This window comes from Actinoplanes sp. NPDC023714 (genome assembly GCF_040639855.1).
Classification (GTDB): Bacteria; Actinomycetota; Actinomycetes; order Mycobacteriales; family Micromonosporaceae; genus Actinoplanes.
This window is the reverse complement of record NZ_JBFAAR010000001.1, coordinates 196062-220095: the sequence shown is the minus strand read 5'-3', so window position 1 is coordinate 220095 and position 24034 is coordinate 196062. Positions and strand designations below refer to the sequence as shown.

Genomic DNA, 24034 nt, shown 5'->3' with positions numbered 1-24034 from the left:
GACTCAGCCCTTCGCCAGCGAGGCGCCCGGCCGCACGAGGCGGGTGGCGCGAAGTCGGAAGATCGCCTTTACCAGGGCGGGGGCGGCGATGAAGATGACGATCAGCGCCTGGAGCACGGTGACCAGCTCCAGCGAGATGCCCGAGTACGACTGCATCCGGTTGCCGCCGGCCCGCAGCGCGCCGAAGAGCAGGGCGGCCCACAGCGTGCCCCACGGCTTGTTGCGGCCGAGCAGCGCGACCAGCAGGCCGTCGAAGCCGATGTTGCCGGCCACCGCGGGGGTCAGCGCGTACGCCGTACCGAGCACCTGGGTGGCGCCGCCGAGCCCGGCCAGGGCGCCGGCGACCGCCATGAGCACGGCGTAGGTCTTCGCGACGCTGATGCCGGCGGTCTTCGCGGCGTGCTGGTTGGCGCCGACGGCCCGCAGCTCGAAGCCGAACGACGAGCGGTTCAGCAGCCAGGCCACCCCGGCCGTGACCGCGACCGCGAGCAGGATGCCGAGGTGCACCCGGAGCACGCCGCCGAACGACGGCAGCTTTGCCGACTCGGCGACCGCCTTGCTGATCGCGTCGGTGCGGTTCGGGTCCTGCACGCCCTTCTGCAGCACGAGCCAGGAGAGGAAGAGCGCGGCCGTGTAGTTCAGCATGATCGTGGTGATCACCTCGTGGGCGCCGGTGCGCGCCTTGAGGATGCCCGGGATGAAGCCCCAGAGCGCGCCGCCGATCGCGCCGGCCAGGATCGCGACCACCAGGTTCAGCACGATCGGCAGGCCGAACGCGAAGCCGGCCACGCCGGCCGTGATGGTGCCGATGACGGCCTGGCCCTGCGCTCCGATGTTGAACAGGCCGCCGCGGAACGCCAGCGCCACCGAGAGGCCGGTGAAGACCAGCGGGGCGGCGTAGGTCAGCGTCTCGGAGATCGGCGCGAGCGCGTCCTGCCAGGTGCCGGTGCCGCTGAACCAGGCGTTGAACGCCTCCGGGTCACCGAACGCGCCCTTGAGCAGGTCGGAGTACGCGGTGCTGATCAGCGTCCAGCTCGCGGTGAGCGCGTCGGCCGGCCGGGCGGTGAAGTAGGCGAACTTCGCCAGCACCTCGGAGTCGGAGACGACGATCAGGACCGCGCCGATGACGAACGCCAGCACGATCGAGAGGAAGGTGACCGTGACGGTGTTGGAGGACCAGAGGTTACGGGTGAAGACGCTGAGGAAGGACTCCTCGTCCTTCTGCTCGGCGTCCTTCTTGACCGGCGCTTCGGTGGTCACTTCGTCCCCTCTTCCGGTGCGTTACCGGTGATGCCGGCCATGAGCAGGCCCAGCTCCTCGCGCGGGGTGTCCGGCGAGACGATCGCCAGGACCCGGCCGCGGTACATCACGGCGATCCGGTCGGCCAGGCCGACCACCTCGTCCAGCTCGCTGGAGACCACCATCACGGCCGTGCCCTGGTCGCGCTCGTGGACGATCCGGCCGTGGATGAACTCGATCGAGCCGACGTCCACGCCGCGGGTCGGCTGGGACGCGATGAGCAGGCGCAGCGGGCGGGACATCTCCCGGGCCACCACGACCTTCTGCTGGTTGCCGCCGGAGAGCGTGCCGACCGCGGTGTCCGGGGACTGGCACCGGATGTCGAACTGCTCGACCCGCTCCCGCGCGTTGCTCCCGATGCTGCCGTGGTTCATCGCGAAGGCGTTGCCGTAGGGCGCCCGGTCGTACATGTCGAGGATCAGGTTCTCGGCGACCGAGAACTCCTTGACGACGCCGTCGTGGCTGCGGTCCTCGGGGACGTAGCCGACGCCGGCCCGCAGGATCTGCTTGGTGTTCAGGTTCGCGAGGCTCTCGTTGTCCAGCTCGACCGAGCCGGCCCGCACCTCGCGCAGGCCCATCACGGCCTCGACCAGCTCGGTCTGCCCGTTGCCCTGCACGCCGGCGATGCCCAGCACCTCGCCGGCCCGGACCTCCAGGTCGACGCCGTCGACGGCGCGGATGCCCCGGTCGTCGTCGACCACGAGGCCGGAGAGCTTCAGCACGCTGCGGCCGGGTTCCGCCGGGGTCTTCGCGACCTCCAGGCTCACCGCGCGGCCGACCATGAGCGCCGCGAGCTCGTCCTCGCTCGTGTCCGGCGAGGCGGTGCCGACGATCTTGCCGCGGCGGACCACGGTGATCCGGTCGGCGATCGCCTTGACCTCTTTGAGCTTGTGGGTGATGAAGACGATGGACTTGCCCATCGCGGTGAGCGAGCGCATCACGGCGAGCAGCTCGTCGGTCTCCTGGGGGGTGAGCACGGCGGTCGGCTCGTCCAGGATCAGCAGGTCGACATCCCGGGTGAGCGCCTTGACGATCTCGACGCGCTGCTGCGCGCCGACCGGCAGGTCCTCGACCAGGGCGTCCGGGTCGACCGGCAGGCCGTAGCGCTCGGAGGTCTCGATGACGTCCCGGCGCGAGCGGCGGCGGTCGAGCCAGCCGAGCGGCCCGCCGCGGATCTCCTCGTGGCCGAGGGCGATGTTCTCCGCGACGGTGAAGACCGGCACGAGCATGAAGTGCTGGTGCACCATGCCGATGCCGGCCGCGATCGCGTCGCGGGGGCTGCGGAAGACGACCGGCTCGTCGTTCACGACGATCTGGCCCTCGTCCGGCTGGAGCAGGCCGTAGAGCTGGTTCATCAGCGTCGACTTGCCCGCGCCGTTCTCGCCGAGCAGGGCGTGGACCTCGCCCGGCTCGACCGTGATGTCGATGTGGTCGTTGGCCACCAGGTCGCCGAAGCGCTTGGTGATGCCGCGCAGTTCGAGTTTCAGCGGAATCTCCCGGATTCGGTAAGGCCAACTGAGGGACTGAATGACGAGCCGCCGCTCAGCCGCAGGTGGTGACCCGCGGCTGGGCGGCGGCCGAGATGCTACCTAACTGGTGGATCAGGCCGGTGCGCTGGCCGACTCGACCTTCACCTTGCCGGCGATGATGTCCGCCTTCAGCGTGTCGATCTCGGTCTTCAGGGCCGCGTCGACCTTGCTGTCGAACTGGTTGTACGGCGCGATGCCGACGCCGTCGTTCTCCAGGGTGCCGACGTAGCCGGGGCTCGCGGCGAGGGCCTCGCCCTTGGCGCCCTTGACCACGGCCTCCTTGACGGCCTCCTGGATGTTCTTCACGACGGTGGTGAGGAACACGTCGCAGTACTGCTCGGCGCTCTTGCAGCCGTCCGAGTCGACCCAGATGACCGAGGTCTTGCCGCCGGAGTCCTTGGCGACCTGGGCGGTGCCGAGGCCGGTGCCGCCGGCGACCGGCATGACGATGTCGGCGCCCTGCGAGACCAGGGTCTGGGTGATGCTCTTGCCCTTGTTCTGGTCGACGAAGCTCTCGGCGAAGGTGCCGTTCTGCTTGGTCTTGTCCCAGCCGATGACCGTGACCTTGGTGCCCTTGGTCTTGTTGTGGTACTCGACGCCGTCGTAGAAGCCGTCCATGAAGATCGTGACCGGCGGGATCTTCAGACCGCCGTAGGTCGCGACCTTGCCGGACTTGGTGTAGCCCGCGGCCAGGTAGCCGGCGAGGAACGCGGCCTGCTGGGTGGCGAACTGCATCGGGAAGACGTTGGTGTTGCCGCTGGTGCTGTCGACGATGCCGAACTGCGAGTCGGCGCTCTCCTTGGCGACCTTGGTGGTGGCGTCGCCCATGAGGCCGCCGACCGCCAGGATGAAGTCGCACTTCTGGCTCACGAAGCTGCGCAGGCCCGGCTCGTAGTCGGCCTCGGAGGAGGACGCCACGTACTTCGGGTCGACGTTGCTCGACTCGGCCTTGGCGGCCTCGAGGCCGGCCCAGGCGGACGCGTTGAACGACTTGTCGTCGATGCCACCGGTGTCGGTGACCATGCAAGCCTTGTATGCGGCAGCGGCGGCGCTCGAGCCGCCGGTCGGGGTCTCGTCAGGGGCATCGCCACAGGCGGCGGCAGCGAGCGTCAGCCCACCTGCCGCGAGAATCGCCAGGATCCGCTTCCCACGTACTGGGCGCAAGACGCCCTCCTTCTTCATGTGCGCACCGACCCGCTCGGTGAACCTAAGGACGGCAGCGTAGCCGGGGCTAAACGACCCGTCAGGCAATCGTTCCGGACTGTTCGCGCACCGTTACCTCTCCGCAATCCCCAATCCCGTTCGGCCCGTTTCTGTATCACTCTGTACGGGCGGAAACGGGCATCTTGGGTGGTCAGAGGTGATCCGATTTTACAAGGAGAGCCCGCCACGCCTTCACGCCCAGAATGCCCACGACGGTTCCGACGGTGAGCGACGCCACGATCAGAAGGGCGTGGATCCACAGAAAGGAGGTCGGCGTGCCGCCGGCGAAGGACCGGTCGTCGTTCCAGATCGCGACGCCGAACCTCGGCCAGATCACCCAGGTCCACACGCCGACCGCGACGAGGAACGCCGCCCACCGCTTGCTGATCATCACGGGGCCAGTATTCCAGCGGCTATCCGCCGCCATCCCTCCCGCACCTGGTCGACGGTCGGCGGCACGGCCGGCACCTCGGCCACGCCGAAGGGCGCGTCCTGCTCGCTGAAGTCGGCGGTGCGGGCGGCCTCCACCTCCCGGCGGATCGCCTCCACTCCGTCGAGGGGCTGCAGCGGCTCCACCACCGCCATGAGCTCGTCGTCCGCCACCACCGCTCGGGCCAGCGAGAGAGCGTGGTCGCGCTGATAGGGACCACACACCACCGGGTCCCACTCGTCCGGGTCGCCGAGAGCGCCGATCGTGATGACCCACGGCAGATCGACGAGCGGGGAGCCGGGTGGCAGCTGCAACGTCACAAGAGTGCCCACCCGCACATCATCGCGGGCGGGCCTCCCGGATCCAGGTGTTTTGCCCCACCGGGGCGGTTTTATCGTCAGCCGACAGGTCCACGACCCGGCCGTGCGGGCTGGTCGCCGCCCAGGCCGCGCCGAACAGCAGCAGCTGGTTGAAGACGTACAGGTAGACGAGGGCGCCGACGGCCGAGCCGACCAGGGCGTAGGCCGGGTTGCGCTCGACGATCGCCACGAACGTCTTGCCCACCGTGTTGAGCAGCATCAGCCCGATGCCCACCTGGAGCACCGGCGGCGCCATCCGGCGGGCGGTCATCTTGAGCCGCGGCACCCCGGTCAGCAGGGCCGCCGCCAGCAGCATGTTGACGCCCAGGGTGAGCACCACGCTGACCGCCGAGAGCAGCGTGGTGAAGCCGCCGCCGGCCAGCCAGTGCAACAGCCGTTCCAGGCCGTAGACGGCGAGCTGGGTGAGCGCGAGCAGCACCAGGAGGCCGATCAGAACCAGAAGATCAACCGCCTGGCGTACGCCGATGTAGCCCGGCTGCTCCCTCAACTGCCAGATGAGCCGTTGCGAGGAGCGGATCGCCTCGACCCAGCCGATCCCGGTGAAGGTGAGGCCGATGATGCCCACGATGCCGACCGTCTTCTTGCTGTCCACGATCGCCTGCACGTCGAGGAAGGGCAGGTTGTCCCGGAGGAATTCGGTCACCAGGTCGAAGAGCTCGACGTTGTTGGACAGCAGCAGACCGAAGATCGAGTACCCGATCAGCAGCAGCGCGAAGACCGCGAAGAACCCGTAGTAGGCGATCGCGGCCGCGAGACGCCCGCCCTGGACGTCCTCGTAGCGCAGGATGGCCCGGCAGAAGTGGTCGAAGTACGGCGACCGATAGCGCCATGTCGTGATCCGGGCTTCGGCAGCGTCGTACGCCCGGTCGATCGGGTTCACCGGCAGACCGTAACCGAGTTGTCAGCGCCCCAGTGGGAAGTCCCGCCGTGGCCGCCAAGGTCCCTCGCCGCCGTGTGAGAAGAGGGTGAACGAGGTGACCTCGAAACTGGCCGAGAAACCGGCCAGATCCTCGAAGACCGCGTCCAGCGCCTCGGGCGACACGTCCTGGGCCACGGTGACGTGCGGGTGGTACGGGAACCGGGTGTCCCGGCGCACGTCCTCCGACCGCGTGATCGCCTCGGCCAGCAGCTCACACTCGCTGATTCCCCTCGCCAGCGTCACGAAAACCACCTCGGTGACCGGGCGGAACGTGCCGGTGCCACGCAGGTGCACGGTGAACGGCGGCTGGGCGGCGGCGATCGCCTCGAGGTGCTTCTCCACGGCCGGCAGCGCGTCGCCGGCCACCTCGGTCGGGCCGAGCAGGGTGACGTGCGCCGGGGTGTACGCCGCCTGCGGGTCGCCGGCCTCGGCGCGGCGCCGGGTCAGCTCGGAGCCCCAGGGCTCCGGGATGTCGATCGCCACGCCGATGCGCGTGAGTGCCGGGTCGGACACCGGCTCAGGCCTCGCGGGCCGGGGCGACGAACCCCACGTGCCGGTAGGCCTGCGCGAGCGTCGCCGCCGCGACGGCCCGGGCCTTGTCGGCGCCGATCGCGAGGATCTTGTCGAGCTGGGCGGGGTCGTCGAGGTAGGCCTTCGTGCGCTCCTGGATCGGCCGCACGAACTCGACGAGCACCTCGGCGAGGTCCTTCTTCAGGTCGCCGTACCCGCGTCCGTCGTACGCCTCGAGCAGGTCGTCGATGGTCCGCGCGGTGAGCGCCGCGTAGATCGTCAGCAGGTTGCTGACGCCCGGCTTGTTCTCCTCGTCGTAGAGGATCTCGCGACCGGTGTCGGTGACCGCCGACTTGATCTTCTTGGCCGACCGGTTCGGGTCGTCCAGCAGCTCGATGATGCCGTTCGGCGAGGAGGCCGACTTGGACATCTTGATCGTCGGGTCCTGCAGGTCGGTGATCTTCGCGGTGTCCTTGACGATGTACGCCGAGGGCACGTTGAAGGTCTTGCCGAACCGGCTGTTGAACCGCTGCGCCAGGTCGCGGGTCAGCTCGAGGTGCTGCCGCTGGTCCTCGCCGACCGGAACCTGGTCGGCCTGGTAGAGCAGGATGTCGGCGGCCTGCAGGATCGGGTACGTGAAGAGGCCGACGGTCGTGCTGTCCTGACCGGCCTTCGCCGACTTGTCCTTGAACTGCACCATCCGGCCGGCCTCGCCGAACCCGGTGATGCAGCTCAGCACCCAGCCGAGCTGCGCGTGCTCGGGGACGTGCGACTGCACGAAGAGCGTGCAGAGGTCGGGGTCGAGCCCGAGCGCCAGGAGCTGCGCCACCGAGACGCGAGTACGGTTACGCAGAGCCACCGGGTCGTGCCCCATGGTGATCGCGTGCAGGTCGACCACGCAGTAGAACGCGTCGTGCGTGTTCTGCATCGCCACCCAGTTGCGGACGGCGCCCAGATAGTTGCCGAGGTGGAAGGAGTCGGCGGTCGGCTGAATGCCGGAGAGCACACGCGGGCGGTGGGCGGCGTCGGACATGGGCGTCATTGTGTCAGCCTCGGCCCGGTAACCGCGAATCCCCCGCCGGGTTGCGCCGATGTTTGAACCTGTTGACTTATGAGCGATTGTGGGGAATTCTATGATCGTCAAGCCTAGCGAAAGGGCTCAGCCGTGAAATTGCTCGTCACCGGTGGCGCCGGCTACGTCGGCAGCGTGACCAGCAGGCTACTGCTGGACGCCGGCCACGAGGTGGTCGTCCTCGACAACCTCCGCACCGGCTTCCGCGAGGCCGTCGCCCCGGACGCCACCTTCGTGCAGGCGGACATCGCCGACGCCGCGCAGGTCCTGACCCCGGACGCGGGCTTCGACGCGGTCCTGCACTTCGCCGGCCTGATCGCCGCCGGCGAGTCGATGGCCAAGCCGGAACTGTACTGGCACGAGAACGTGGTCAAGTCGCTCGCCCTGCTCGATGCGATCCGGGCCGCCAAGGTGCCGCGCGTGATCTTCTCGTCCACCGCGGCGGTCTACGGCAACCCGGTCGAGCTGCCCATCACCGAGTCCGCGATCAAGGCGCCGACCAGCACGTACGGGTCGACCAAGCTGACCTTCGACCTGGCGCTGACCTCGGAGACGTTCGCCCACGGCCTCGCCGCGGTCTCGCTGCGCTACTTCAACGTGGCCGGCGCGTACATCACCGGCGAGCACGAGATCGGCGAGCGGCACGACCCGGAGACCCACCTCATCCCGATCACCCTGCAGGCGGCCGCCGGCAAGCGGGAGAAGCTCCAGCTCTTCGGCGACGACTACCCCACCTCCGACGGCACCTGCGTGCGGGACTACATCCACGTCGAGGACCTGGCCCGGGCGCACCTGCTCGCGCTGGACGCCGCCGTGGCCGGCGAGCACAAGATCTACAACCTGGGCAACGGCAACGGCTTCTCCAACAAGCAGGTCGTCGAGGCGGCCCGCGAGGTCACCGGCGCCGCGATCCCGGTCGAGATCGCCCCGCGCCGCGACGGCGACCCGGCGACCCTGGTCGCCTCCTCCGACCGGGCCCGCACCGAGCTGGGCTGGGTGCCGCGGAAGAACACGCTGCAGGCGATGATCGGCGACGCCTGGACCTTCTACCGGAAGCACGTGGCATGACGGTCTCCGAGGTCTTCGCGGCCGCGTACGGCGCCGAGCCGGCCGGCGTCTGGGCCGCGCCCGGCCGGGTCAACCTGATCGGCGAGCACACCGACTACAACGACGGCTTCGTGCTCCCGTTCGCCCTGCCGCAGCGCACCGTCGCCGCGGCCGGGCCGTCGCCGGACGACCGCTGGCACGTCTGCTCCACGCTCATCCCCGAGCCGGTGAGCTTCGGGACCACCGCGCCGGGCGACGTGACCGGCTGGGGCGCCTACGTGGCCGGCGTGGTCTGGGCCCTGCAGGACGCCGGCTTCACGGTCCCGCCGGTGCGCATCGCGATCGACTCGGACGTGCCGCTCGGCTCCGGCCTGTCGTCCTCGGCCGCGCTCGAGTCGGCCGTGCTCACCGCGCTGGTCGACCTCGGCGGGCTGGACCTGCCGGTGGAGAAGCGCCCGGCGCTGGCCCAGCGGGCCGAGAACGTCTACGTCGGCGCCCCCACCGGGATCATGGACCAGTCGGCCTCGATCCGCTGCGAGGACGGCCGGGCGCTCTTCCTGGACTGCCGGTCCTACGAGGTCGAGCAGATCCCGTTCGACCTGGCCGCCGAGGGCCTGGCGATCCTGGTGATCAACAGCAACGCGCCGCACCAGCACGTCGACGGCGAGTACGGCGCGCGCCGCCGGGCCTGCGAGGCCGCGGCCGCCGCCCTGGGCGTCCGGGCGCTGCGCGACGTCGCGGCGGACGACCTGCCGGCGGCGCTCGGGAAGCTGGGCGACGACGAGCTGCGCCGCCGCACCCGGCACATCGTCACCGAGAACCAGCGGGTCCTCGACACCGTCGCGCTGCTGCGCGAGGGCCGCACCCGGGAGATCGGGCCGCTGCTGACCGCCTCGCACGCCTCGATGCGCGACGACTTCGAGATCACCGTGGCGCAGGTGGACGTGGCCGTGGAGGCGGCGCTGGAGGCCGGCGCCTACGGCGCCCGGATGACCGGCGGCGGCTTCGGCGGCTGCGTGCTCGCCCTGATCGACGCGGACCGGGCCGGGGCCACCGCCGCGGCGGTCGCGGCCGCGTACGAGAAGCACGGCTTCACCGCCCCGGAGAGCTGGGTCGCCGTGGCCGGTCCGGGCGCCGCCCGGATCTGACGCTTCAGACGGTCCTGCGGTGGGTATGGCCGCTCCATGACCAGCGAACCGCAGGACCAGAGGACCAAGGCGGACGAGCCGAACGAGTTCGGCTTCGCCGGGGCGGGCACGGCGCCCGAGCCGCAGCACACCCACGAGGACCGGCTGCACGAGCAGGCCGAGGCGATCGCCGTCCCATCGGGTGACATCACCGGCGCCGTGACCGAGGCGATCGACGAGTTCACCGACCACCGGGACCGCTCGTAACCACCCGGTCGTGGGGGTCGGCTCGGCCTTTCGGCCGGTCACCCGCAGGAGCGAGACCAGGGGCTCGGAGGGCAGTCACCTGACTATGGTGTGCTGCATGGGGGTCAGCCCACCGTATCTCTCCGATGACACCGAGCAAGGTGTCTCCGTCCGCCTCGACGCCGGGGCGGACGCCGCGGTATCCCTTCTCACGGTCCGCGGCTGCTGGGACGACCAGCTCCGGTACAACGCCTCGGCGTCGCTGCGCCGATGCTTCACCGATCATCCGGACGCGCTCATCGTCGACCTGTCCGGACTGCTCGACCCGCGCAGCGAGAGCGCGCCGACCTGGATGACCGCCCAGCACGCCGCCGCGGCCCTGACGCCGCCGGTGCCGCTCGCCCTCTGCGTCCCGCCCGATCTGCCGCTGGCGGACCGGATGCAGGGCCTGGGCGTACGCCGGTTCCTGCCGGTCTACGCGAAGGTGGGGCAGGCCCGGGTGGCGCTCTCCGGGCGGATACCCGGCGACGAGCGGCTCACCATGACCCTGGCGCCGGAGACCGACGCGCCGAGCCTCGCCCGCAACCTGGTGAGCGACGCCTGCCTGGCGTGGGGGCTGGTCCGGCTGCTGCACCCGAGCCGGCTGGTGATGTCCGAGCTGGTGACGAACGCGGTCGAGCACGCCGGCACCGAGATCCTCGTGGTGGTGACCCGGCGGGGCGCCGGCCTGCACCTGTCGGTCGCGGACGGCGATCCCACGCTGCCGCAGGTCCTGACGAAGCCGAACCGCCCGCGCCCCGACCTGCCGCTCGATGTGCGGGGCCGGGGACTGCGGACGGTTCAGGAGACGGCGGCCCGGTGGGGCAGCACCCCCACCGAGACCGGCAAGATCGTCTGGGCGACCGTGCGCCCCTAGCGCGCCTCGATGATCATCCCGGCGCCGACGGTCCGGTTGGTGCTCTCGTCGATCAGGATGAAGCCACCGGTGGTCCGGTTGCGGCGGTACTCGTCCGCCAGCAGCGGCACCGTGGTCCGCAGCTTGACCCGGCCGATCTCGTTGAGCGAGAGCTCGCCGGCGGTCTCGTCGCGGTGCAGCGTGTTCACGTCGAGCCGGTACTGCACGCCGCGGACCACGGTCCGGGCCGTGCGGGTGGTGTGCTTGATCGTGTACTTGCCGCCGACCCGCAGCGGGGCCGTCTCGTCCATCCAGCAGATCATCGCCTCGAGGTCCTGGGCGGCCGCCGGCGCGTTGTTCGGGCGGCAGATCATGTCGCCGCGCGAGATGTCGATCTCGTCGGTCAGCCGGACCGTCACCGACATCGGCGGGAACGCCTCGTCGACCGGGCCGTCGGCCGTGTCGATCGACGCGATCTTGCTGGTCAGGCCGGAGGGCAGCACCATGACGTCGTCGCCGGGCTTCAGGATGCCGGAGGCGACCTGGCCGGCGTAGCCGCGGTAGTCGGTCACCGTGGTGGACTGCGGGCGGATCACGTACTGCACCGGGAACCGGACGTCGACCAGGTTGCGGTCGCTGGCGATGTGCACGTGCTCGAGGTGGTGCAGCAGGGACGGGCCCTCGTACCACGGGGACTTGTCCGAGCGGGACGCGATGTTGTCGCCGTTGAGCGCCGAGATCGGGATGATCGTCAGGTCCGGCGCGTCCAGCTTGGCCGCGAACGAGGTGAACTCGTCGGCGATCTTGTTGTAGACGTCCTGGTCCCAGTCGACCAGGTCCATCTTGTTGATGCAGAGGACCAGGTGCGGCACCCGCAGCAGGCTGGTGAGGAAGGCGTGCCGGCGGGACTGCTCGACCAGGCCCTTGCGCGCGTCCACCAGGATCAGCGCGAGGTCGGCCGTGGAGGCGCCGGTGACCATGTTCCGGGTGTACTGGATGTGCCCCGGGGTGTCCGCGATGATGAACTTGCGGCGCGGGGTGGCGAAGTACCGGTACGCCACGTCGATCGTGATGCCCTGCTCCCGCTCGGCGCGCAGGCCGTCGGTGAGCAGCGCGAGGTTCGTGTACTCGTCGCCGCGGGACGCGCTCGCGGTCTCCACGGCCTCGAGCTGGTCCTCGAAGATCGTCTTGGTGTCGTAGAGCAACCGGCCGATGAGGGTCGACTTGCCGTCGTCCACGCTGCCGGCGGTGGCGAACCTCAGCAGGTCCATGCCCCGCGCGGCGGCGGCGTCCGGCTCCAGAACTGCCTGGCTCATCAGAAGTAACCCTCTCGCTTACGGTCTTCCATCGCGGCCTCGGAGACCTTGTCGTCCCCGCGGGTCGCGCCGCGCTCGGTGATCCGGGTGGCGGCGACCTCGTCGATCACCTTCTCCACCGTGTCGGCGTCGGAGAGCACCGCGGCGGTCTGCGACGCGTCGCCGACCGTGCGGTAGCGCACCCGGCGGACCTCGGAGGTCTCGCCGTCCCGGAGCCGGATGAACTCGTTCACCGCGTAGAACATCCCGTTGCGCTCGACGACCTCGCGGTCGTGCGCGTAGTAGATGCTCGGCAGCGGGATCTGCTCCTTGGCGATGTAGTGCCAGATGTCGAGCTCGGTCCAGTTGGAGAGCGGGAAGACCCGGATCGACTCGCCGGGGTGGTGCCGCCCGTTGTAGAGCGCCCACAGCTCGGGCCGCTGGTTCTTCGGGTCCCACTGGCCGAACTCGTCGCGGAAGCTGAACATCCGCTCCTTGGCGCGGGCCTTCTCCTCGTCGCGGCGGGCGCCGCCGAAGAGGGCGTCGAAGCGGTACTTCTCCACCGCGTCGAGCAGGACCGGCGTCTGGATCCGGTTGCGGGTGCCGTCCGGCAGCTCGCGCACCAGGCCGGTGTCGATCGCCTCCTGGACGCTCGCGACCACCAGGCTCAGGCCGAGGGTCGCCACCCGGCGGTCCCGGTAGTCGAGGACCTCGGGGAAGTTGTGGCCGGTGTCGACGTGCATGACCGGGAACGGGATGCGCGCCGGCGCGAACGCCTTCTCGGCGAGGCGCAGCATCACGATCGAGTCCTTGCCGCCGGAGAAGAGCAGCACTGGGCGCTCGAACTCGGCCATGACCTCCCGCATGACGAAGATGCTCTCCGCTTCGAGTGCATCCAGATGAGAGACGCGGTAAGGCTTCGTCTGGCTCATGGGTTCAGTCCCCAGACCTTTCTCCGGTGTTCACCCTGCGATTTTCCACGGTCGGAACCGACTCGTCATTGTGTCGGAAGATGCTTCTGCAGCGCAGCAAGCAACCGAGGAGCGAGATCCTTACGACAAACGACCAGGTCAGGTAACTTCGGGTCGCCCTGGTTATAGGCCAGCGGGGTGCCGTCGATACGGGATGCGTGCAGTCCCGTGGCCAACGCCACAGCGACCGGCGCCGCCGAGTCCCACTCGAACTGGCCGCCGGCGTGCACGTACGCGTCGGCCTCGCCGCTGATCACCGCGGCGATCTTCACCCCGGCCGAGCCCATCGGCACGAGCTCGGCGCCGATCTCCTCGGCCAGCGCGGTCACGAACGCGGGCGGCCGGGTCCGGCTCGCCGCGATCCGGATCGCGCCGCCGGTCGCCGACTCCAGCGGCATGGGCGGGTACGCCGGCGGGTGGTCGGTGGCGAGCGTGCGGTGCTGGGCCGGCATCGCCACGGCGCCGGCCGCGAGGCAGGCCGGGTTGGACGAGTCGGCGGTCCAGAGGGCCACGTGGACGGCCCAGTCGGTGCGGCCCTCCTCGGAGAACTCGCGGGTGCCGTCCAGCGGGTCGACGATCCAGACCCGCGAGCAGTCCAGCCGGTCGGGGCGGGCGAGGCCCTCCTCCCACGCGACCCGGGCGTGCTCGTCCTCCTCGGAGAGCACCGCGTCGGCGGGCCGCCATCGGGCCAGCTCGGCGCGGAGCAGGTCGTGGGCCGCCTGGTCCCCGGCCGCCTTGAGCGCCTTCGGGTCCTCGTACCCGAGCTCTTCCCGCACCTGGAGAAGCACCTGGCCGGCGCGGTCCGCGAGCCAGCGGGCGAACGCGGCGTCGATGACCGGCGGCGAGCCGCCCTCGCCGGCTTCGCGCGGCCCCGCAATGCGTGCCGACGTCTTCGTCTGCTCGCCCATCGTCTCGCTCCTCCTCGCCTTTCGGCAGGCGCCGGCCCTGCCGGGAGGCAGGCCCGGACTCGGTACGCTCGGCCCTGCGGGAGGCAGGCCCGGGCTCAGTACGCTCCGGACGACCGCACCACGGCGGTCACGGTCCTGAGCAGGATCACCAGATCGAGGCTCAGGGACCAGTTCTCGACATAGCGCAGGTCGAGACGGACCGCCTCCTCCCAGGAGAGGTCCGAGCGCCCGGACACCTGCCACAGACCGGTCATGCCGGGCTTGACGGCCAGCCGCCGCCGCACGTCCTCGGCGTAAGCGGCGACCTCCGTCGGAAGCGGGGGTCGCGGGCCGACCAGCGACATCTGCCCCAGAAGGACGTTGATCAACTGCGGCAGCTCGTCGAGCGAGAACCGGCGCAGCCATCGACCGACCGGGGTGACCCGCGGATCGTCGCGCATTTTGAAGAGCACACCGTCGTGCTCGTTGAGGTGCCTCAGGTCGCCGAGACGAGCCTCGGCGTCGAGGTACATGCTGCGGAACTTGAAGATCCGGAACTGCCGCCCGTCTCGTCCCACGCGCACTTGGCGAAAGAGTACCGGGCCGCGTGACGTGAGTCCCACGCAGAGCGCCACGCTCAGCAGCACGGGACCGCAAAGGATCAGCAGAACGAGTGCCCCCAGACGATCGAACACGTCCTTGACCAGGCGCGATCCGCCATGCAGCCGGGGATGCTCGACGTGCAGCATCGGAAGTCCATCGAACGGGCGAATCGTGGTCCGCGCACCGGCCACGTCGACCAGCGCACTGGCCACCACGAGGTCGACCTCGTCGCGCTCCAGCTGCCAGGCCAGCCGGCGCACCGCGGCGCCGTCCAGCTCCGGGCAGCTGAGCACCACCACGGTGTCCGCGTCGGCCCGTTCGACAGCGCCCGCCACCTCGTCGAACGTGCCGTAGACGGGCAGGTCGGTGACCCCGACCCCGTCGGCGTCCGGCGGCAGGCAGGCGCCGACCACCTCCAGGCCGTGGTACCGCTCGCGGCGCAGCTGTCGGGTGATTCCGATCACGGACAGCTCGTGTCCGACCACGATCACCCGCCGGAGGTTCTCGCCCCGGAGCCGGGAGAAGTGCAGCCGCTTGCGGAGAACGAACCGCAGCAGGACGACGGCCGCGATGGTCGCCGGCAGCGCCGCGAGGACATAGGACCGGGCGAGATCCAGATTCAATGCGTACGAGACCACGGCCGCGCCGGCGATGAGCCCGACCCCGCCCCGGATCACCCGCTGGTACTCGTCGCTGCCGACGAAGAGGTACCGCCGCTCGTAGGCCCGGGAGACCGCCAGCACCGCGAGGATCAGCACCGGCAGCAGCGCCGAATAGATCATGTACGCGCGGTTGTACTGGGTCACCGCGTCGCCGAAGCGGACCATGAAGGTCGCCACCCCGGCGGCCACGCCCGCGGTCAGGTCGCAGAGGACGAGCGACCAGACGTACTGCCGCTCCCAGAGCTGGCGCCGGGACATCGCGGCGTGCCGGCCGCGGTTGCGGACGAACGGCCGCCCGGCCGGGCGGACCGCCTGGGAGCGGTTCGGGCGGTCCGACCAGTGCCGGTCGATCGCGTCGTTGAAGGACCGCGGCACCGGCCCCGGGATCCGGGCGTTACGGCCGCGATCCCGGCCGGTGGGCTGCTGCGGCCCGTGGTTGGGGGATTTCGCGGTCAACGCATCCGCCCGGCTCTCGGACACGTCCTGCGACATCCCCCGACCTCCTGTCACCCATCGCACCGTTCGGGTGCATCCGTGTGACCAACGGGCGGACGGTAAAACACGTCACGGCATGACAAGACGGACAAAGACCAGGATGTCAGACTCCGTGGTATTTGTTCTGCGCCCATTCGACGCCCTCGAGGACGATCGCCTCGGTGACGTCGGCCGCCCGGTCCACCAGGAAGTCCAACTCCTTGCGCTCCGCCGACGAGAAGTCGGCGAGCACGTAGTCGGCCGGGTCCTGCCGCCCCGGCGGCCGCCCGATCCCGACACGCACCCGCGCGTACTCCTTGCTCGCCAGGGACTTCGACATCGAGCGCAGTCCATTGTGACCGCCCTCGCCGCCGCCCCGCTTGGCACGCACCTGCCCGTACGGCACATCAAGCTCATCATGCACCGCGATCACATGCGCCACGGGGACTTTGAAGAACTGGGACAGCGCGACCACCGGGGCGCCGGACAGGTTCATGTAGGTCAGCGGCTTCAGCAGGATCACCTTCGGACCACCACTGAATCCCCCCGAATTGGCCAGCCGGCCCTCCGCCACCTCGGTCTGCGCCCGCTTGGCCCGGCCGAACTTGGCGCCGACCCGGGACGCCAGCAGGTCGGCCACCATGAAACCGACGTTGTGCCGGTTGCCGGCGTACTCCTTGCCGGGGTTGCCCAGGCCGACGACCAGCCAGGGTGCCTCGTCGCTCAACTCCGCCTCCACCGCATATACAGATCAGGGAAAGTACCCGGAGGCACTTTCCCTGATTCCTGGCTTACCGCTGCCGCGACAGACTTACTCCGCGGTCTCGCCCGACGCCTCGGCCTCGGCGGCGGCCGCGTCGTCCTCGGCCTGCGTGGTGCTCTGCGCGGCGTTGATGATCGCGAGGACGGTCTCGGCGTCCACCGCGAGCTCGACGCCCTTCGGCAGCTTCACGTCGCCGGCGGTGACGTGCGCGCCGGCCTCGAGGCCGTCGATCGAGACCTCGAGCTCGGACGGGAGGTGCAGCGCCTCGGCGACGACCGCGACCGTGTTCGACTCGTGGACGATCAGGGTGTTCTTGGCGGCCTCACCGGTCAGGGTCACCGGGATGTCCACCTGGACCTTCTCGCCGCGCTTCACGATGAGGAGGTCGACGTGCTCGTACGTGTCCTTGATCGGGTCACGCTGGATCGCCTTCGGCAGCGCGAGCGTGGCGCCCGAGTTGCCGGCGATGTCGATCGTGAAGACCTGGTTCAGGCCACCGTGCCGGATGGCAGCGGCGAACTCGCGGGCCGGCAGCGCGATGTGCTGCGGCTTCTCGCCGTGGCCGTAGAGCACGGCCGGCACCAGACCGGCCCGGCGCGTGCGGCGGGCACCACCCTTGCCGAACTCGGTACGGGGCTCGGCGCTGATCTTTACCTCGGACACGGGGAAACTCCTGAAACTTCTCGATGCGGGCTGCGTCTAAGTCTGCGGCTGCGGTATCCGGCAGGACGTACAAGTGGTGTCCGCCGACGGCGCTGGGACCGTCGCCGGCGCTGCCGGGCGAAGGGCGCGCTGGGCACAGGCCCGGAGCACCGCGTCGATGACGGCACCTCGAGTGGACTGCGAACCTCAGCAGACCACGAGGCACCCTCGCCGTGGCAACCGCACTAGCTTACCTGCCACGATCGTGCACCGGTCAGCGGGTCGGCCTCACCTGACGGCCTCTGCGGAAAAAAGTCCGGTCCGCCGCAACTTGCGTCACAAGAGAAAACGCCCGTCACGGACGGGCGTTCTCGGAAGTCGCTTGCGGAACTAGCTGAGGCCACCGAACAAAGTGGTCACCGAGCCGTCGTCGAAGACCTCGCGGATCGCGCGGGCCAGCAGCGGCGCGATGGACAGCACGGTGATCTTGTCGAGCCGCTTCTCCGGCGAGAGCGGCAGGGTGTTCGTCACCACGAGCTCACTGATCCGGCTGTTCTTCAGCCTTTCGGTGGCCGGGTCGGAGAGCAGCGCGTGGGTGGAGGCCACGATCACGTCGGCCGCGCCCTCCTCGAAGAGGATGTCCGCCGCCTTGGTGATCGTCCCACCGGTGTCGATCATGTCGTCGACGATCAGGCAGACCCGGCCCTCGACCTCGCCGACCACGCGGTTCGCCACCACCTGGTTCGGCTTCAGCGGGTCGCGGGTCTTGTGGATGAACGCCAGCGGGCAGCCGCCCAGCCGGTCGGTCCAGCGCTCGGCGACACGCACCCGGCCGGAGTCCGGCGCCACCACGGTCATCGGGCGGCCGGCGAACTTGCGCTGCACGTAGTCGGCCAGGATGTCCATGGCGAACAGGTGGTCCACCGGGCCGTCGAAGAAGCCCTGGATCTGCGCGGTGTGCAGGTCGACCGTGAGGATGCGGTTCGCGCCCGCGGTCTTCAGCAGGTCGGCGACCAGGCGGGCGGAGATCGGCTCCCGGCCGCGGTGCTTCTTGTCCTGCCGCGAGTACGGGTAGAACGGCAGGACCACGGTGATCCGCTTCGCCGACCCACGCTTCAGGGCGTCGATCATGATCAGCGTCTCCATGACCCACCGGTTCACCCCTTCGGTGACCGACTGGACCACGAAGGCGTCCGAGCCACGGACCGAGTCCTTGAACCGAACGAAGATCTCCCCGTTGGCGAACTCGTACGAGTCGGACGGGGTCGGCGCGACGCCGAGCACCTGTCCGATCTCCTCCGCCAGTTCCGGGAATCCCCGGCCCGAGAAGAGCATCAAACTCTTACGGTTCTCCGCGACGATGCTGCCCATCGACTCGCTGCTCCCGTTGTTTAGGGGGTGGGTTCGCAGTGAAGTATCCCTTGCGAGAACGTAACCGCCACGTTTCGAGGCCGCCGCGTGGGATGCCTCACCCCCGCTGGATCAGTCCTGCTCAGAGGTGATATTCGAGGCTTCCGCAGCGGCTTTGGCGGACTTCGTTCCGGCACGGCGGCGCTCGGTCCAGCCTTCCACGTTTCGCTGCGGCGCGCGGGTCACCCCGAGGTTGCCGGCCGGCACGTCCTTGGCGATCGCGCTGCCGGCCGCCACGTACGCCCCCGGGCCGATCTCGACCGGCGCGATGAGGACGGTGTCCGAGCCGACGAACGCGGCCTCGCCGACGGTGGTCCGGCTCTTCGTCACGCCGTCGTAGTTCGCGAAGATCGTGCCGGCGCCGATGTTGGCGTTCGCCCCGATCGAGGCGTCCCCCACGTACGACAGGTGCGGCACCTTCGCGCCCTCGCCGAGCTCGGCGTTCTTCGTCTCGACGAACCCGCCGACCTTCGCCTTGCGCGCCAGCCTCGTGCCGGGCCGCAGGTACGAGTAGGGACCCACGGTCGCCGACGGGCCGATCTCGGCGCCGATCGCGTGCGTGCGCAGCACCGTCGCGCCCTCCGCCACGATCGTGTCCACCAGCGTGGTGTCCGGGCCGATCACCGCGCCGGTCGCCACCGAGCTGGTCCCCGAGATCTGCGAGTTCTGGTCGACCACGGCGTCCGGCTCGAGGGTCGCGGTCACGTCGATCCAGGTGGTCGCCGGGTCGAGCAGCAGCACGCCGGAGCGCATCCAGGCCTCGTTGACCCGGTCGCGCATCAGGACCCGCAGCCGGGCCAGCTCGGCACGGTCGTTGCAGCCGAGCGTCTCGTACGCGAACTCGGCCACCTCGATCGCGACCGGGTGCCCCTGCCCGGCCAGGATGCCGAAGACGTCGGTCAGGTACTCCTCGCCCTGGGCGTTGTCCGTGGACAGCTTGCCGAGCGCCTCGCGCAGCAGCGCCGCGTCGAACGCGTAGATCCCGGAGTTGATCTCCTTGATCGCGCGCTGCTCCGGCGTCGCGTCCTTGTTCTCGACGATCCGCTCCAGGTTGCCGCCCGCGTCCCGGACGATCCGGCCCAGCCCGCCCGGCTCGGCCACCTCGGCGCTCAGCACGGTCGCCGCGGCGCCGGCCCGCTCGTGCGTGGCGAGCAGCGCCTCGACCGTCTCCGGGCGCAGCAGCGGCACGTCGCCGCTGAGCACCACGACGGTGCCGGTCAGCTCGGGCGCCGCGTCGAGCGCGATCCGCACGGCGTGCCCGGTGCCGTTCTGCTCGGCCTGCAGGACCGGGGTGGCGGCCGGGGCGGCCTCGGCCAGGAATGCGCCCACCTGGTCGGCCTTGTGCCCGACCACGACGAGGGTGCGGTCGGTCCGGATCGCCGACGCGACGGCGAGCACGTGCCCGAGCAGGGTGCGGCCGAGCAGCGGCTGCAGAACCTTGGGCGTCGCGGACTTCATCCGTTTCCCCTCGCCGGCGGCGAGAACGACAACGGTACGGCTGGGGGCCTGGCTCACGCGGGACTCCATCGATTTCAGTGGCAGATTGCCGGGGCGATATCCAACCCCTCAGCCATCGGGCTTATACCACAGAATTTGCTCGGCCGCCAGGACTCGAACCCGGAAAACTTGGACCAAAACCAAGGGTGTTGCCAATTACACCACGGCCGAATAGTGCTGGAGACAGCCTAGCGTCCCACCCCGCGCGCGGCGAAAGCGGACGAAGTCTCCTGGACGACAGCCCGCATCACGCCTTCCATCCGCCAATACAGAAGGCGGGACTGCGGAGCCTCGATGATCAGACACCCGTGATAGTCGTCGCCGGCGTTGGCCCGGCGGGTCCGGGGAACATGCTTCTTGATCGTCGGAGGGCGGAAGAGTTCCCGCGGAAGGCCCAGCCGAGCCGACCACCAGTCCGCGGCCCTCTCGGCATCCGCGGTCTCATGAATGCTCAAGCGGTACTTCAGATCCTCGGCCTCGTATCCACCGAGTTGGAGAAACCGCAGGAAGAGACCGCAGAGCCCGGGATCACTGTTGATGAACGTCAAGCGGTCGTCCCGCGCCCACGGCTTGGACTTGCTTCCCTCACACCAGTAGGCCACCGCCCCCGCCAGCAGAACGTCACGATCCGACAGGCACCCGGCATCACCCGCCGCCCGCTCCCAGACCTCGGCCTGGCGCCGATCACGATCCGCCCGGAACTCGTCCCACCGCCCCGCGACCCGCCTCTTCGCCGCTTCCCGCTTCTGGGTGGCGCGGGCGCTGTCGGGGTCGAGCGGAATGTGCCCGACCCAGTTGAACGCGGTCGACTTCGCGACACCCAATCGAGTGGCGATGTCCTGGAGGGACCAGCCGTCGTTCCGCAGCTCGATCGCCTCGTCGTGAAGGTGATCTTTCGCGTTGGGGCGCCTGGTCCACCCGGGCGGCTCGATCCCGCGCAGCCAATCCGTCAGGGTGCCGTTGCTGACGCCGAAGAGCCTTCTCAGCTGCGATCGCGACAGTCCCGGATCGACGCGCAGCCGCCGTGCCTCGGCCCGCATCTCCGTCGCATGCCTACGTGCTTCATCACTAGTGGTCATAGGACAATGCTGAACCGCCCGCGAATCGACCTGCAAGGCGGCCGCCATGCCATTCCTGACAGGATGGCCGGGTGAAAGATCAGACGGAAAGCGGCAACCGCGCCCCACGGATCCGCATGCCCGCCGCCCAGCGCCGGGAACAACTGATCACGATCGGCCGCCAGCTCTTCGCCGAGCGCGGTTTCGACGCCACCAGCGTCGAGGAGGTGGCCGCCCGGGCCAAGGTGTCCAAGCCGGTGGTCTACGAGCACTTCGGCGGCAAGGAGGGCCTCTACGCGGTGGTCGTCGACCGCGAGGTCCGCACCCTGCTCGACCGGATCGCCGCGGCGCTGACCGCCGGGCATCCCCGGGAGCTGCTGGAACAGGCCGCGCTCGCGCTGCTCGACTACATCGAGGAGGAGCCGCACGGCTTCCGGGTGCTGGTCCGCGAGTCGCCGGTGCTGTCCGCCGCGGGCAACTTCTCCAGCGTCATGAACGACATCGCGCACCAGGTGGAGCACATCCTCGGCGCCGAGTTCAAGAGCAGGGGCATCGACCCGAAGTTCGCCGAGCTCTACTCGCAGGCGCTGGTCGGGATGGTCGCGCTGGTGGGCCAGTGGTGGCGGGAGGCGCAGCGCCCGAAGAAGGAGATGGTCGCCGCCCACCTGGTCAACCTGGCCTGGAACGGCCTGTCCCACCTGGAGACGAAGCCGGGCCTGCTGACCCGCAAGGTGCGGTGATCCGCACCCTGCGGGTGAAGCCGGAGAAGGTCAGGCGGTGCGTCCCTCGCGGACCTGACGCGGCGCGCCGGCCTGCGACTCCGGGACGACCTTGCTGTACAGGCTGATCGTGATCAGCAGCAGGCCGGCCAGGTAGGTCACGATCACCGTGGACATGCTGTAGCCGAGGAAGTTCGCGTCGGTGCGGATGGTCGCCAGCGAGTAGGTGCCGAGCACCAGCAGCGCCCACCCCAGGTACTTGTCGATCGCGACGTCCAGGTTCTTGCCGATCGCGGTGCCGAGCAGCACCAGGCCGCCGATCACGATGTGGATCAGCGAGGAGAGCATGTTGGTCTCCTGGCCGAGGACCCGGATGCCCGTCTCGTTGGCGAACGGCTCACCGGCGGTCTGGATCGCGCCCAGGACGCCGAAGACCACGAGGTAGGCGCCGGCGAGGAAGCCGACGATCCGGTAGATCGGCCGCAGGGGGTGGTTGACCGGAATATGCGAGGCCATGCTGTCCGTCTCCAAGGTCACTTGTAGTCGTACCGATTCTCGCGTATCGGAAAGAAGGGCGCAGGCACACCCCCCGGATCAGTTACTGCCCACCTGCTCGGCGAGCTCCAACCACTCCATCTCAGCCTGCTCCTTCTCGTCGCGCACGGCTTTGAGCTGAGCCTCGAACTCCACGATCTTCTCGTAGTCGCTGCCGTGCTCGGCCAGCTTCTCGTTGATCTTCGCTTCCTTCTCGGCGAGCTTGTCCATCTGCCGCTCGAGACGAGCAAGATCCTTGCGAGCCTGGCGCAACTCACCCGCGGAGAGGCCGGGAGCGCCTGCGGGCGCTTGCGCTTCCTTCGCATTCGGTACGGCCGGAGCACCGTTGCCGGCCACCCGCGCGAGGTATTCGTCGATGCCGCCCGGAAGGTGCACGAGACGGCCGTCGCCGAACATCCCGTACGCCGTGTCGGTGACGCGCTCGACCAGGTAGCGGTCGTGGCTGGCGACCACCATGGTGCCGGGCCACGAGTCGAGCAGGTCCTCGAGCGCCGCGAGCGTGTCGGTGTCGAGGTCGTTCGTCGGCTCGTCGAGCAGCAGCACGTTCGGCTCGGTGGCGAGCAGGCGCAGCAGCTGGAGCCGGCGGCGCTCACCACCGGACAGGTCGCTCACCGGCGTCCAGATCCGCTTGTCGGTGAAGCCGAAGACCTCGGCCAGCTGACCGGCCGAGAGCTCCCGGTCCCCCAGCTTGACCCGCTTCGCGACCTCCTCCACGGCCTCCAGCAGGCGCAGGTCGCCGGGCAGCTCCTTGAGCTCCTGGGAGAGGAACGCGGGACGGACCGTCGACCCGGTGACCAGGCGGCCGCCGTCCGGCTTCGTGACGCCGGCGAGCAGCCGCAGCAGGGTCGTCTTGCCGGCGCCGTTCGCGCCCAGGATGGCGAGCCGGTCACCCGGGCCGACCTGGAACGTCAGGTTCTTGAAGATCGGCTTGGGGCCGGCGTTGAGCTCGACGTCCTCCAGGTCGTAGACCTGCTTGCCGAGCCGGGTGGTGGCGAGGCGCTGCAGGCTGACCGTGTCGCGGACCGGCGGGACGTCGGCGATCAGCTCGTTCGCCGCGTCGATCCGGAACTTCGGCTTGGAGGTCCGGGCCGGCGGGCCCCGGCGCAGCCAGGCGATCTCCTTGCGCAGCAGGTTCTGCCGGCGGGCCTCGACCGCGGCGGCGACCCGCAGGCGCTCGGCGCGGGCCAGCGTCCACGCGGCGTAGCCGCCCTCGTACGTGTAGACCTGCTCGTCCACGACCTCCCAGGTCATGGTGCAGACCGCGTCCAGGAACCAGCGGTCGTGGGTGACCACGACGAGCGCGCCCTTGCGGGTGAGCAGGTATTTCGCGAGCCAGTCGACACCGGCCACGTCGAGGTGGTTGGTGGGCTCGTCGAGGATCAGCAGGTCGCTCTCGCGGACCAGCAGCGCGGCGAGCGCGACCCGGCGGCGCTCGCCACCGGACATCGGGCCGACCGGGCTGTCCAGGCCGAGATATCCCATGCCGAGGCCGTCGAGGATGGTGCGGACACCGGCGTCGCCGGCCCACTCGTGCTCGGCGCCCATGCCCTCGGCGAGCCAGGCGGTGCCGAGCACGACGTCGCGCACGGTCGCCTCGGCGGCCAGGTTGAGCGTCTGCGGAAGGGTGGCGACCCGCAGGTCGCGTCGGTGGGTGACCCGGCCGGCGTCCGGTTCCTCGATCTTGGCGAGCAGGCGCAGCAGCGTCGACTTGCCGGCCCCGTTGAGGCCGACGATGCCGATGCGGGCGTCGTCGTCCAGGCCGAGCGACACGTCGGTGAGCAGCTGACCGGCGGCGCCGTAACCCTTGTTGACCCGGTCCAGGTTGATGATGTTGGCCACGA

The 24034-nt window shown here is 69.8% G+C and carries 24 protein-coding genes and 1 tRNA gene; 5 read left to right on the top strand and 20 right to left on the bottom strand.

What is annotated here, in order from left to right; all coding sequences use genetic code 11:
• Positions 1–3: 3 nt before the first annotated feature.
• The 8 genes from AB0G10_RS01150 to trpS all read right to left on the bottom strand — a co-directional run bounded on the left by AB0G10_RS01150 (position 4) and on the right by trpS (position 7303).
• Positions 4–1260, bottom strand: a complete 1257-nt coding sequence (locus tag AB0G10_RS01150; protein ID WP_360914616.1) for an ABC transporter permease — start codon at positions 1258–1260, stop codon at positions 4–6.
• Positions 1257–2741, bottom strand: a complete 1485-nt coding sequence (locus tag AB0G10_RS01145; RefSeq protein WP_360914613.1) for an ABC transporter ATP-binding protein — start codon at positions 2739–2741, stop codon at positions 1257–1259. The genes AB0G10_RS01150 and AB0G10_RS01145 overlap by 4 nt, the downstream gene beginning before the upstream one ends.
• A 159-nt stretch (positions 2742–2900) precedes the next feature.
• Positions 2901–4010, bottom strand: coding sequence for a BMP family ABC transporter substrate-binding protein (locus tag AB0G10_RS01140; protein ID WP_360914610.1), 1110 nt, complete (start codon positions 4008–4010; stop codon positions 2901–2903).
• Positions 4011–4182: 172 nt separating this feature from the next.
• A complete protein-coding gene (locus AB0G10_RS01135; protein ID WP_360917914.1) occupies positions 4183–4422 on the bottom strand; it encodes a hypothetical protein in 240 nt (79 codons plus the stop codon).
• On the bottom strand, positions 4422–4793 hold the full coding sequence (locus tag AB0G10_RS01130) for a hypothetical protein (protein ID WP_360914607.1): 372 nt from the start codon (positions 4791–4793) through the stop codon (positions 4422–4424). The genes AB0G10_RS01135 and AB0G10_RS01130 overlap by 1 nt, the downstream gene beginning before the upstream one ends.
• Positions 4794–4800: 7 nt before the next feature.
• The gene (locus AB0G10_RS01125; RefSeq protein ID WP_360914604.1) at positions 4801–5721 is read right to left on the bottom strand and encodes a YihY/virulence factor BrkB family protein; all 921 of its coding nucleotides are present in this window, start codon (positions 5719–5721) and stop codon (positions 4801–4803) included.
• Between the two features lie 21 nt (positions 5722–5742).
• The gene (locus AB0G10_RS01120; RefSeq protein ID WP_360914601.1) at positions 5743–6273 is read right to left on the bottom strand and encodes a 2'-5' RNA ligase family protein; all 531 of its coding nucleotides are present in this window, start codon (positions 6271–6273) and stop codon (positions 5743–5745) included.
• A 4-nt stretch (positions 6274–6277) separates the two neighbouring features.
• Positions 6278–7303, bottom strand: coding sequence for a tryptophan--tRNA ligase (gene trpS, locus AB0G10_RS01115; RefSeq protein ID WP_360914598.1), 1026 nt, complete (start codon positions 7301–7303; stop codon positions 6278–6280).
• Positions 7304–7435: 132 nt separating this feature from the next.
• On the opposite strand from trpS, the gene galE reads away from it, so the two are divergent.
• The 4 genes from galE to AB0G10_RS01095 all read left to right on the top strand — a co-directional run bounded on the left by galE (position 7436) and on the right by AB0G10_RS01095 (position 10678).
• On the top strand, positions 7436–8410 hold the full coding sequence (gene galE, locus AB0G10_RS01110; RefSeq protein ID WP_360914595.1) for a UDP-glucose 4-epimerase GalE: 975 nt from the start codon (positions 7436–7438) through the stop codon (positions 8408–8410).
• Positions 8407–9537: a galactokinase gene (gene galK, locus AB0G10_RS01105; RefSeq protein WP_360914592.1), complete on the top strand. Its 1131-nt coding sequence runs from the start codon at positions 8407–8409 to the stop codon at positions 9535–9537. Before galE ends, galK begins: the two co-directional genes overlap by 4 nt.
• A gap of 36 nt (positions 9538–9573) precedes the next feature.
• Positions 9574–9783 carry a hypothetical protein gene (locus AB0G10_RS01100; protein WP_360914589.1) on the top strand — a complete coding sequence of 70 codons (210 nt, stop codon included), beginning with the start codon at positions 9574–9576 and terminating at the stop codon, positions 9781–9783.
• 97 nt (positions 9784–9880) lie between these two features.
• Positions 9881–10678: an ATP-binding protein gene (locus tag AB0G10_RS01095; protein WP_360914586.1), complete on the top strand. Its 798-nt coding sequence runs from the start codon at positions 9881–9883 to the stop codon at positions 10676–10678.
• Here the strand turns inward: AB0G10_RS01095 and cysN are convergent.
• The 10 genes from cysN to AB0G10_RS01045 form a co-directional block, all read right to left on the bottom strand.
• On the bottom strand, positions 10675–11973 hold the full coding sequence (cysN, locus tag AB0G10_RS01090) for a sulfate adenylyltransferase subunit CysN (protein ID WP_360914583.1): 1299 nt from the start codon (positions 11971–11973) through the stop codon (positions 10675–10677). The genes AB0G10_RS01095 and cysN overlap by 4 nt on opposite strands.
• Positions 11973–12884 (bottom strand): sulfate adenylyltransferase subunit CysD, encoded by a 912-nt coding sequence (cysD, locus tag AB0G10_RS01085; protein WP_360914581.1) that lies wholly within the window; start codon positions 12882–12884, stop codon positions 11973–11975. The genes cysN and cysD overlap by 1 nt, the downstream gene beginning before the upstream one ends.
• A 65-nt stretch (positions 12885–12949) precedes the next feature.
• Entirely contained in the window at positions 12950–13831 is an 882-nt protein-coding gene (locus AB0G10_RS01080; protein WP_360914578.1) for a 3'(2'),5'-bisphosphate nucleotidase CysQ, read from the bottom strand.
• 95 nt (positions 13832–13926) lie between these two features.
• Positions 13927–15567, bottom strand: coding sequence for a sugar transferase (locus AB0G10_RS01075; RefSeq protein ID WP_360914575.1), 1641 nt, complete (start codon positions 15565–15567; stop codon positions 13927–13929).
• A 106-nt stretch (positions 15568–15673) separates the two neighbouring features.
• Positions 15674–16276: an aminoacyl-tRNA hydrolase gene (pth, locus tag AB0G10_RS01070; RefSeq protein ID WP_360914572.1), complete on the bottom strand. Its 603-nt coding sequence runs from the start codon at positions 16274–16276 to the stop codon at positions 15674–15676.
• Between the two features lie 84 nt (positions 16277–16360).
• A complete protein-coding gene (locus AB0G10_RS01065; RefSeq protein ID WP_360914569.1) occupies positions 16361–16975 on the bottom strand; it encodes a 50S ribosomal protein L25/general stress protein Ctc in 615 nt (204 codons plus the stop codon).
• 369 nt (positions 16976–17344) lie between these two features.
• Positions 17345–18325: a ribose-phosphate diphosphokinase gene (locus tag AB0G10_RS01060; protein ID WP_127543476.1), complete on the bottom strand. Its 981-nt coding sequence runs from the start codon at positions 18323–18325 to the stop codon at positions 17345–17347.
• A 111-nt stretch (positions 18326–18436) separates the two neighbouring features.
• Positions 18437–19879 (bottom strand): bifunctional UDP-N-acetylglucosamine diphosphorylase/glucosamine-1-phosphate N-acetyltransferase GlmU, encoded by a 1443-nt coding sequence (gene glmU, locus AB0G10_RS01055; protein ID WP_360914565.1) that lies wholly within the window; start codon positions 19877–19879, stop codon positions 18437–18439.
• Between the two features lie 81 nt (positions 19880–19960).
• Positions 19961–20032 (bottom strand) — tRNA-Gln (locus AB0G10_RS01050).
• 17 nt (positions 20033–20049) lie between these two features.
• A complete protein-coding gene (locus AB0G10_RS01045; protein WP_360914563.1) occupies positions 20050–20940 on the bottom strand; it encodes a resolvase in 891 nt (296 codons plus the stop codon).
• A 116-nt stretch (positions 20941–21056) separates the two neighbouring features.
• On the opposite strand from AB0G10_RS01045, the gene AB0G10_RS01040 reads away from it, so the two are divergent.
• A complete protein-coding gene (locus tag AB0G10_RS01040; protein ID WP_360917913.1) occupies positions 21057–21659 on the top strand; it encodes a TetR/AcrR family transcriptional regulator in 603 nt (200 codons plus the stop codon).
• Positions 21660–21689: 30 nt separating this feature from the next.
• Here AB0G10_RS01040 and AB0G10_RS01035 read toward each other — a convergent pair whose 3' ends face one another.
• The gene (locus AB0G10_RS01035; protein ID WP_360914560.1) at positions 21690–22154 is read right to left on the bottom strand and encodes a DUF4383 domain-containing protein; all 465 of its coding nucleotides are present in this window, start codon (positions 22152–22154) and stop codon (positions 21690–21692) included.
• A gap of 78 nt (positions 22155–22232) precedes the next feature.
• Positions 22233–24032, bottom strand: coding sequence for an ABC-F family ATP-binding cassette domain-containing protein (locus AB0G10_RS01030; protein ID WP_360914557.1), 1800 nt, complete (start codon positions 24030–24032; stop codon positions 22233–22235).
• Positions 24033–24034: the final 2 nt, after the last annotated feature.

Coding starts and splice junctions, on each gene's coding strand:
- AB0G10_RS01135 (WP_360917914.1), bottom strand. CDS start 4,422: ATGATCAGCAAGCGGTGGGCGGCGTTCCTCGTCGCGGTCGGCGTGTGG.
- AB0G10_RS01060 (WP_127543476.1), bottom strand. CDS start 18,325: ATGGGCAGCATCGTCGCGGAGAACCGTAAGAGTTTGATGCTCTTCTCG.
- cysD (WP_360914581.1), bottom strand. CDS start 12,884: ATGAGCCAGACGAAGCCTTACCGCGTCTCTCATCTGGATGCACTCGAA.
- AB0G10_RS01045 (WP_360914563.1), bottom strand. CDS start 20,940: ATGACCACTAGTGATGAAGCACGTAGGCATGCGACGGAGATGCGGGCC.
- AB0G10_RS01040 (WP_360917913.1), top strand. CDS start 21,057: ATGCCCGCCGCCCAGCGCCGGGAACAACTGATCACGATCGGCCGCCAG.
- AB0G10_RS01140 (WP_360914610.1), bottom strand. CDS start 4,010: ATGAAGAAGGAGGGCGTCTTGCGCCCAGTACGTGGGAAGCGGATCCTG.
- AB0G10_RS01075 (WP_360914575.1), bottom strand. CDS start 15,567: ATGTCGCAGGACGTGTCCGAGAGCCGGGCGGATGCGTTGACCGCGAAA.
- AB0G10_RS01035 (WP_360914560.1), bottom strand. CDS start 22,154: ATGGCCTCGCATATTCCGGTCAACCACCCCCTGCGGCCGATCTACCGG.
- trpS (WP_360914598.1), bottom strand. CDS start 7,303: ATGTCCGACGCCGCCCACCGCCCGCGTGTGCTCTCCGGCATTCAGCCG.
- AB0G10_RS01095 (WP_360914586.1), top strand. CDS start 9,881: ATGGGGGTCAGCCCACCGTATCTCTCCGATGACACCGAGCAAGGTGTC.
- AB0G10_RS01100 (WP_360914589.1), top strand. CDS start 9,574: ATGACCAGCGAACCGCAGGACCAGAGGACCAAGGCGGACGAGCCGAAC.
- cysN (WP_360914583.1), bottom strand. CDS start 11,973: ATGAGCCAGGCAGTTCTGGAGCCGGACGCCGCCGCCGCGCGGGGCATG.
- AB0G10_RS01080 (WP_360914578.1), bottom strand. CDS start 13,831: ATGGGCGAGCAGACGAAGACGTCGGCACGCATTGCGGGGCCGCGCGAA.
- galK (WP_360914592.1), top strand. CDS start 8,407: ATGACGGTCTCCGAGGTCTTCGCGGCCGCGTACGGCGCCGAGCCGGCC.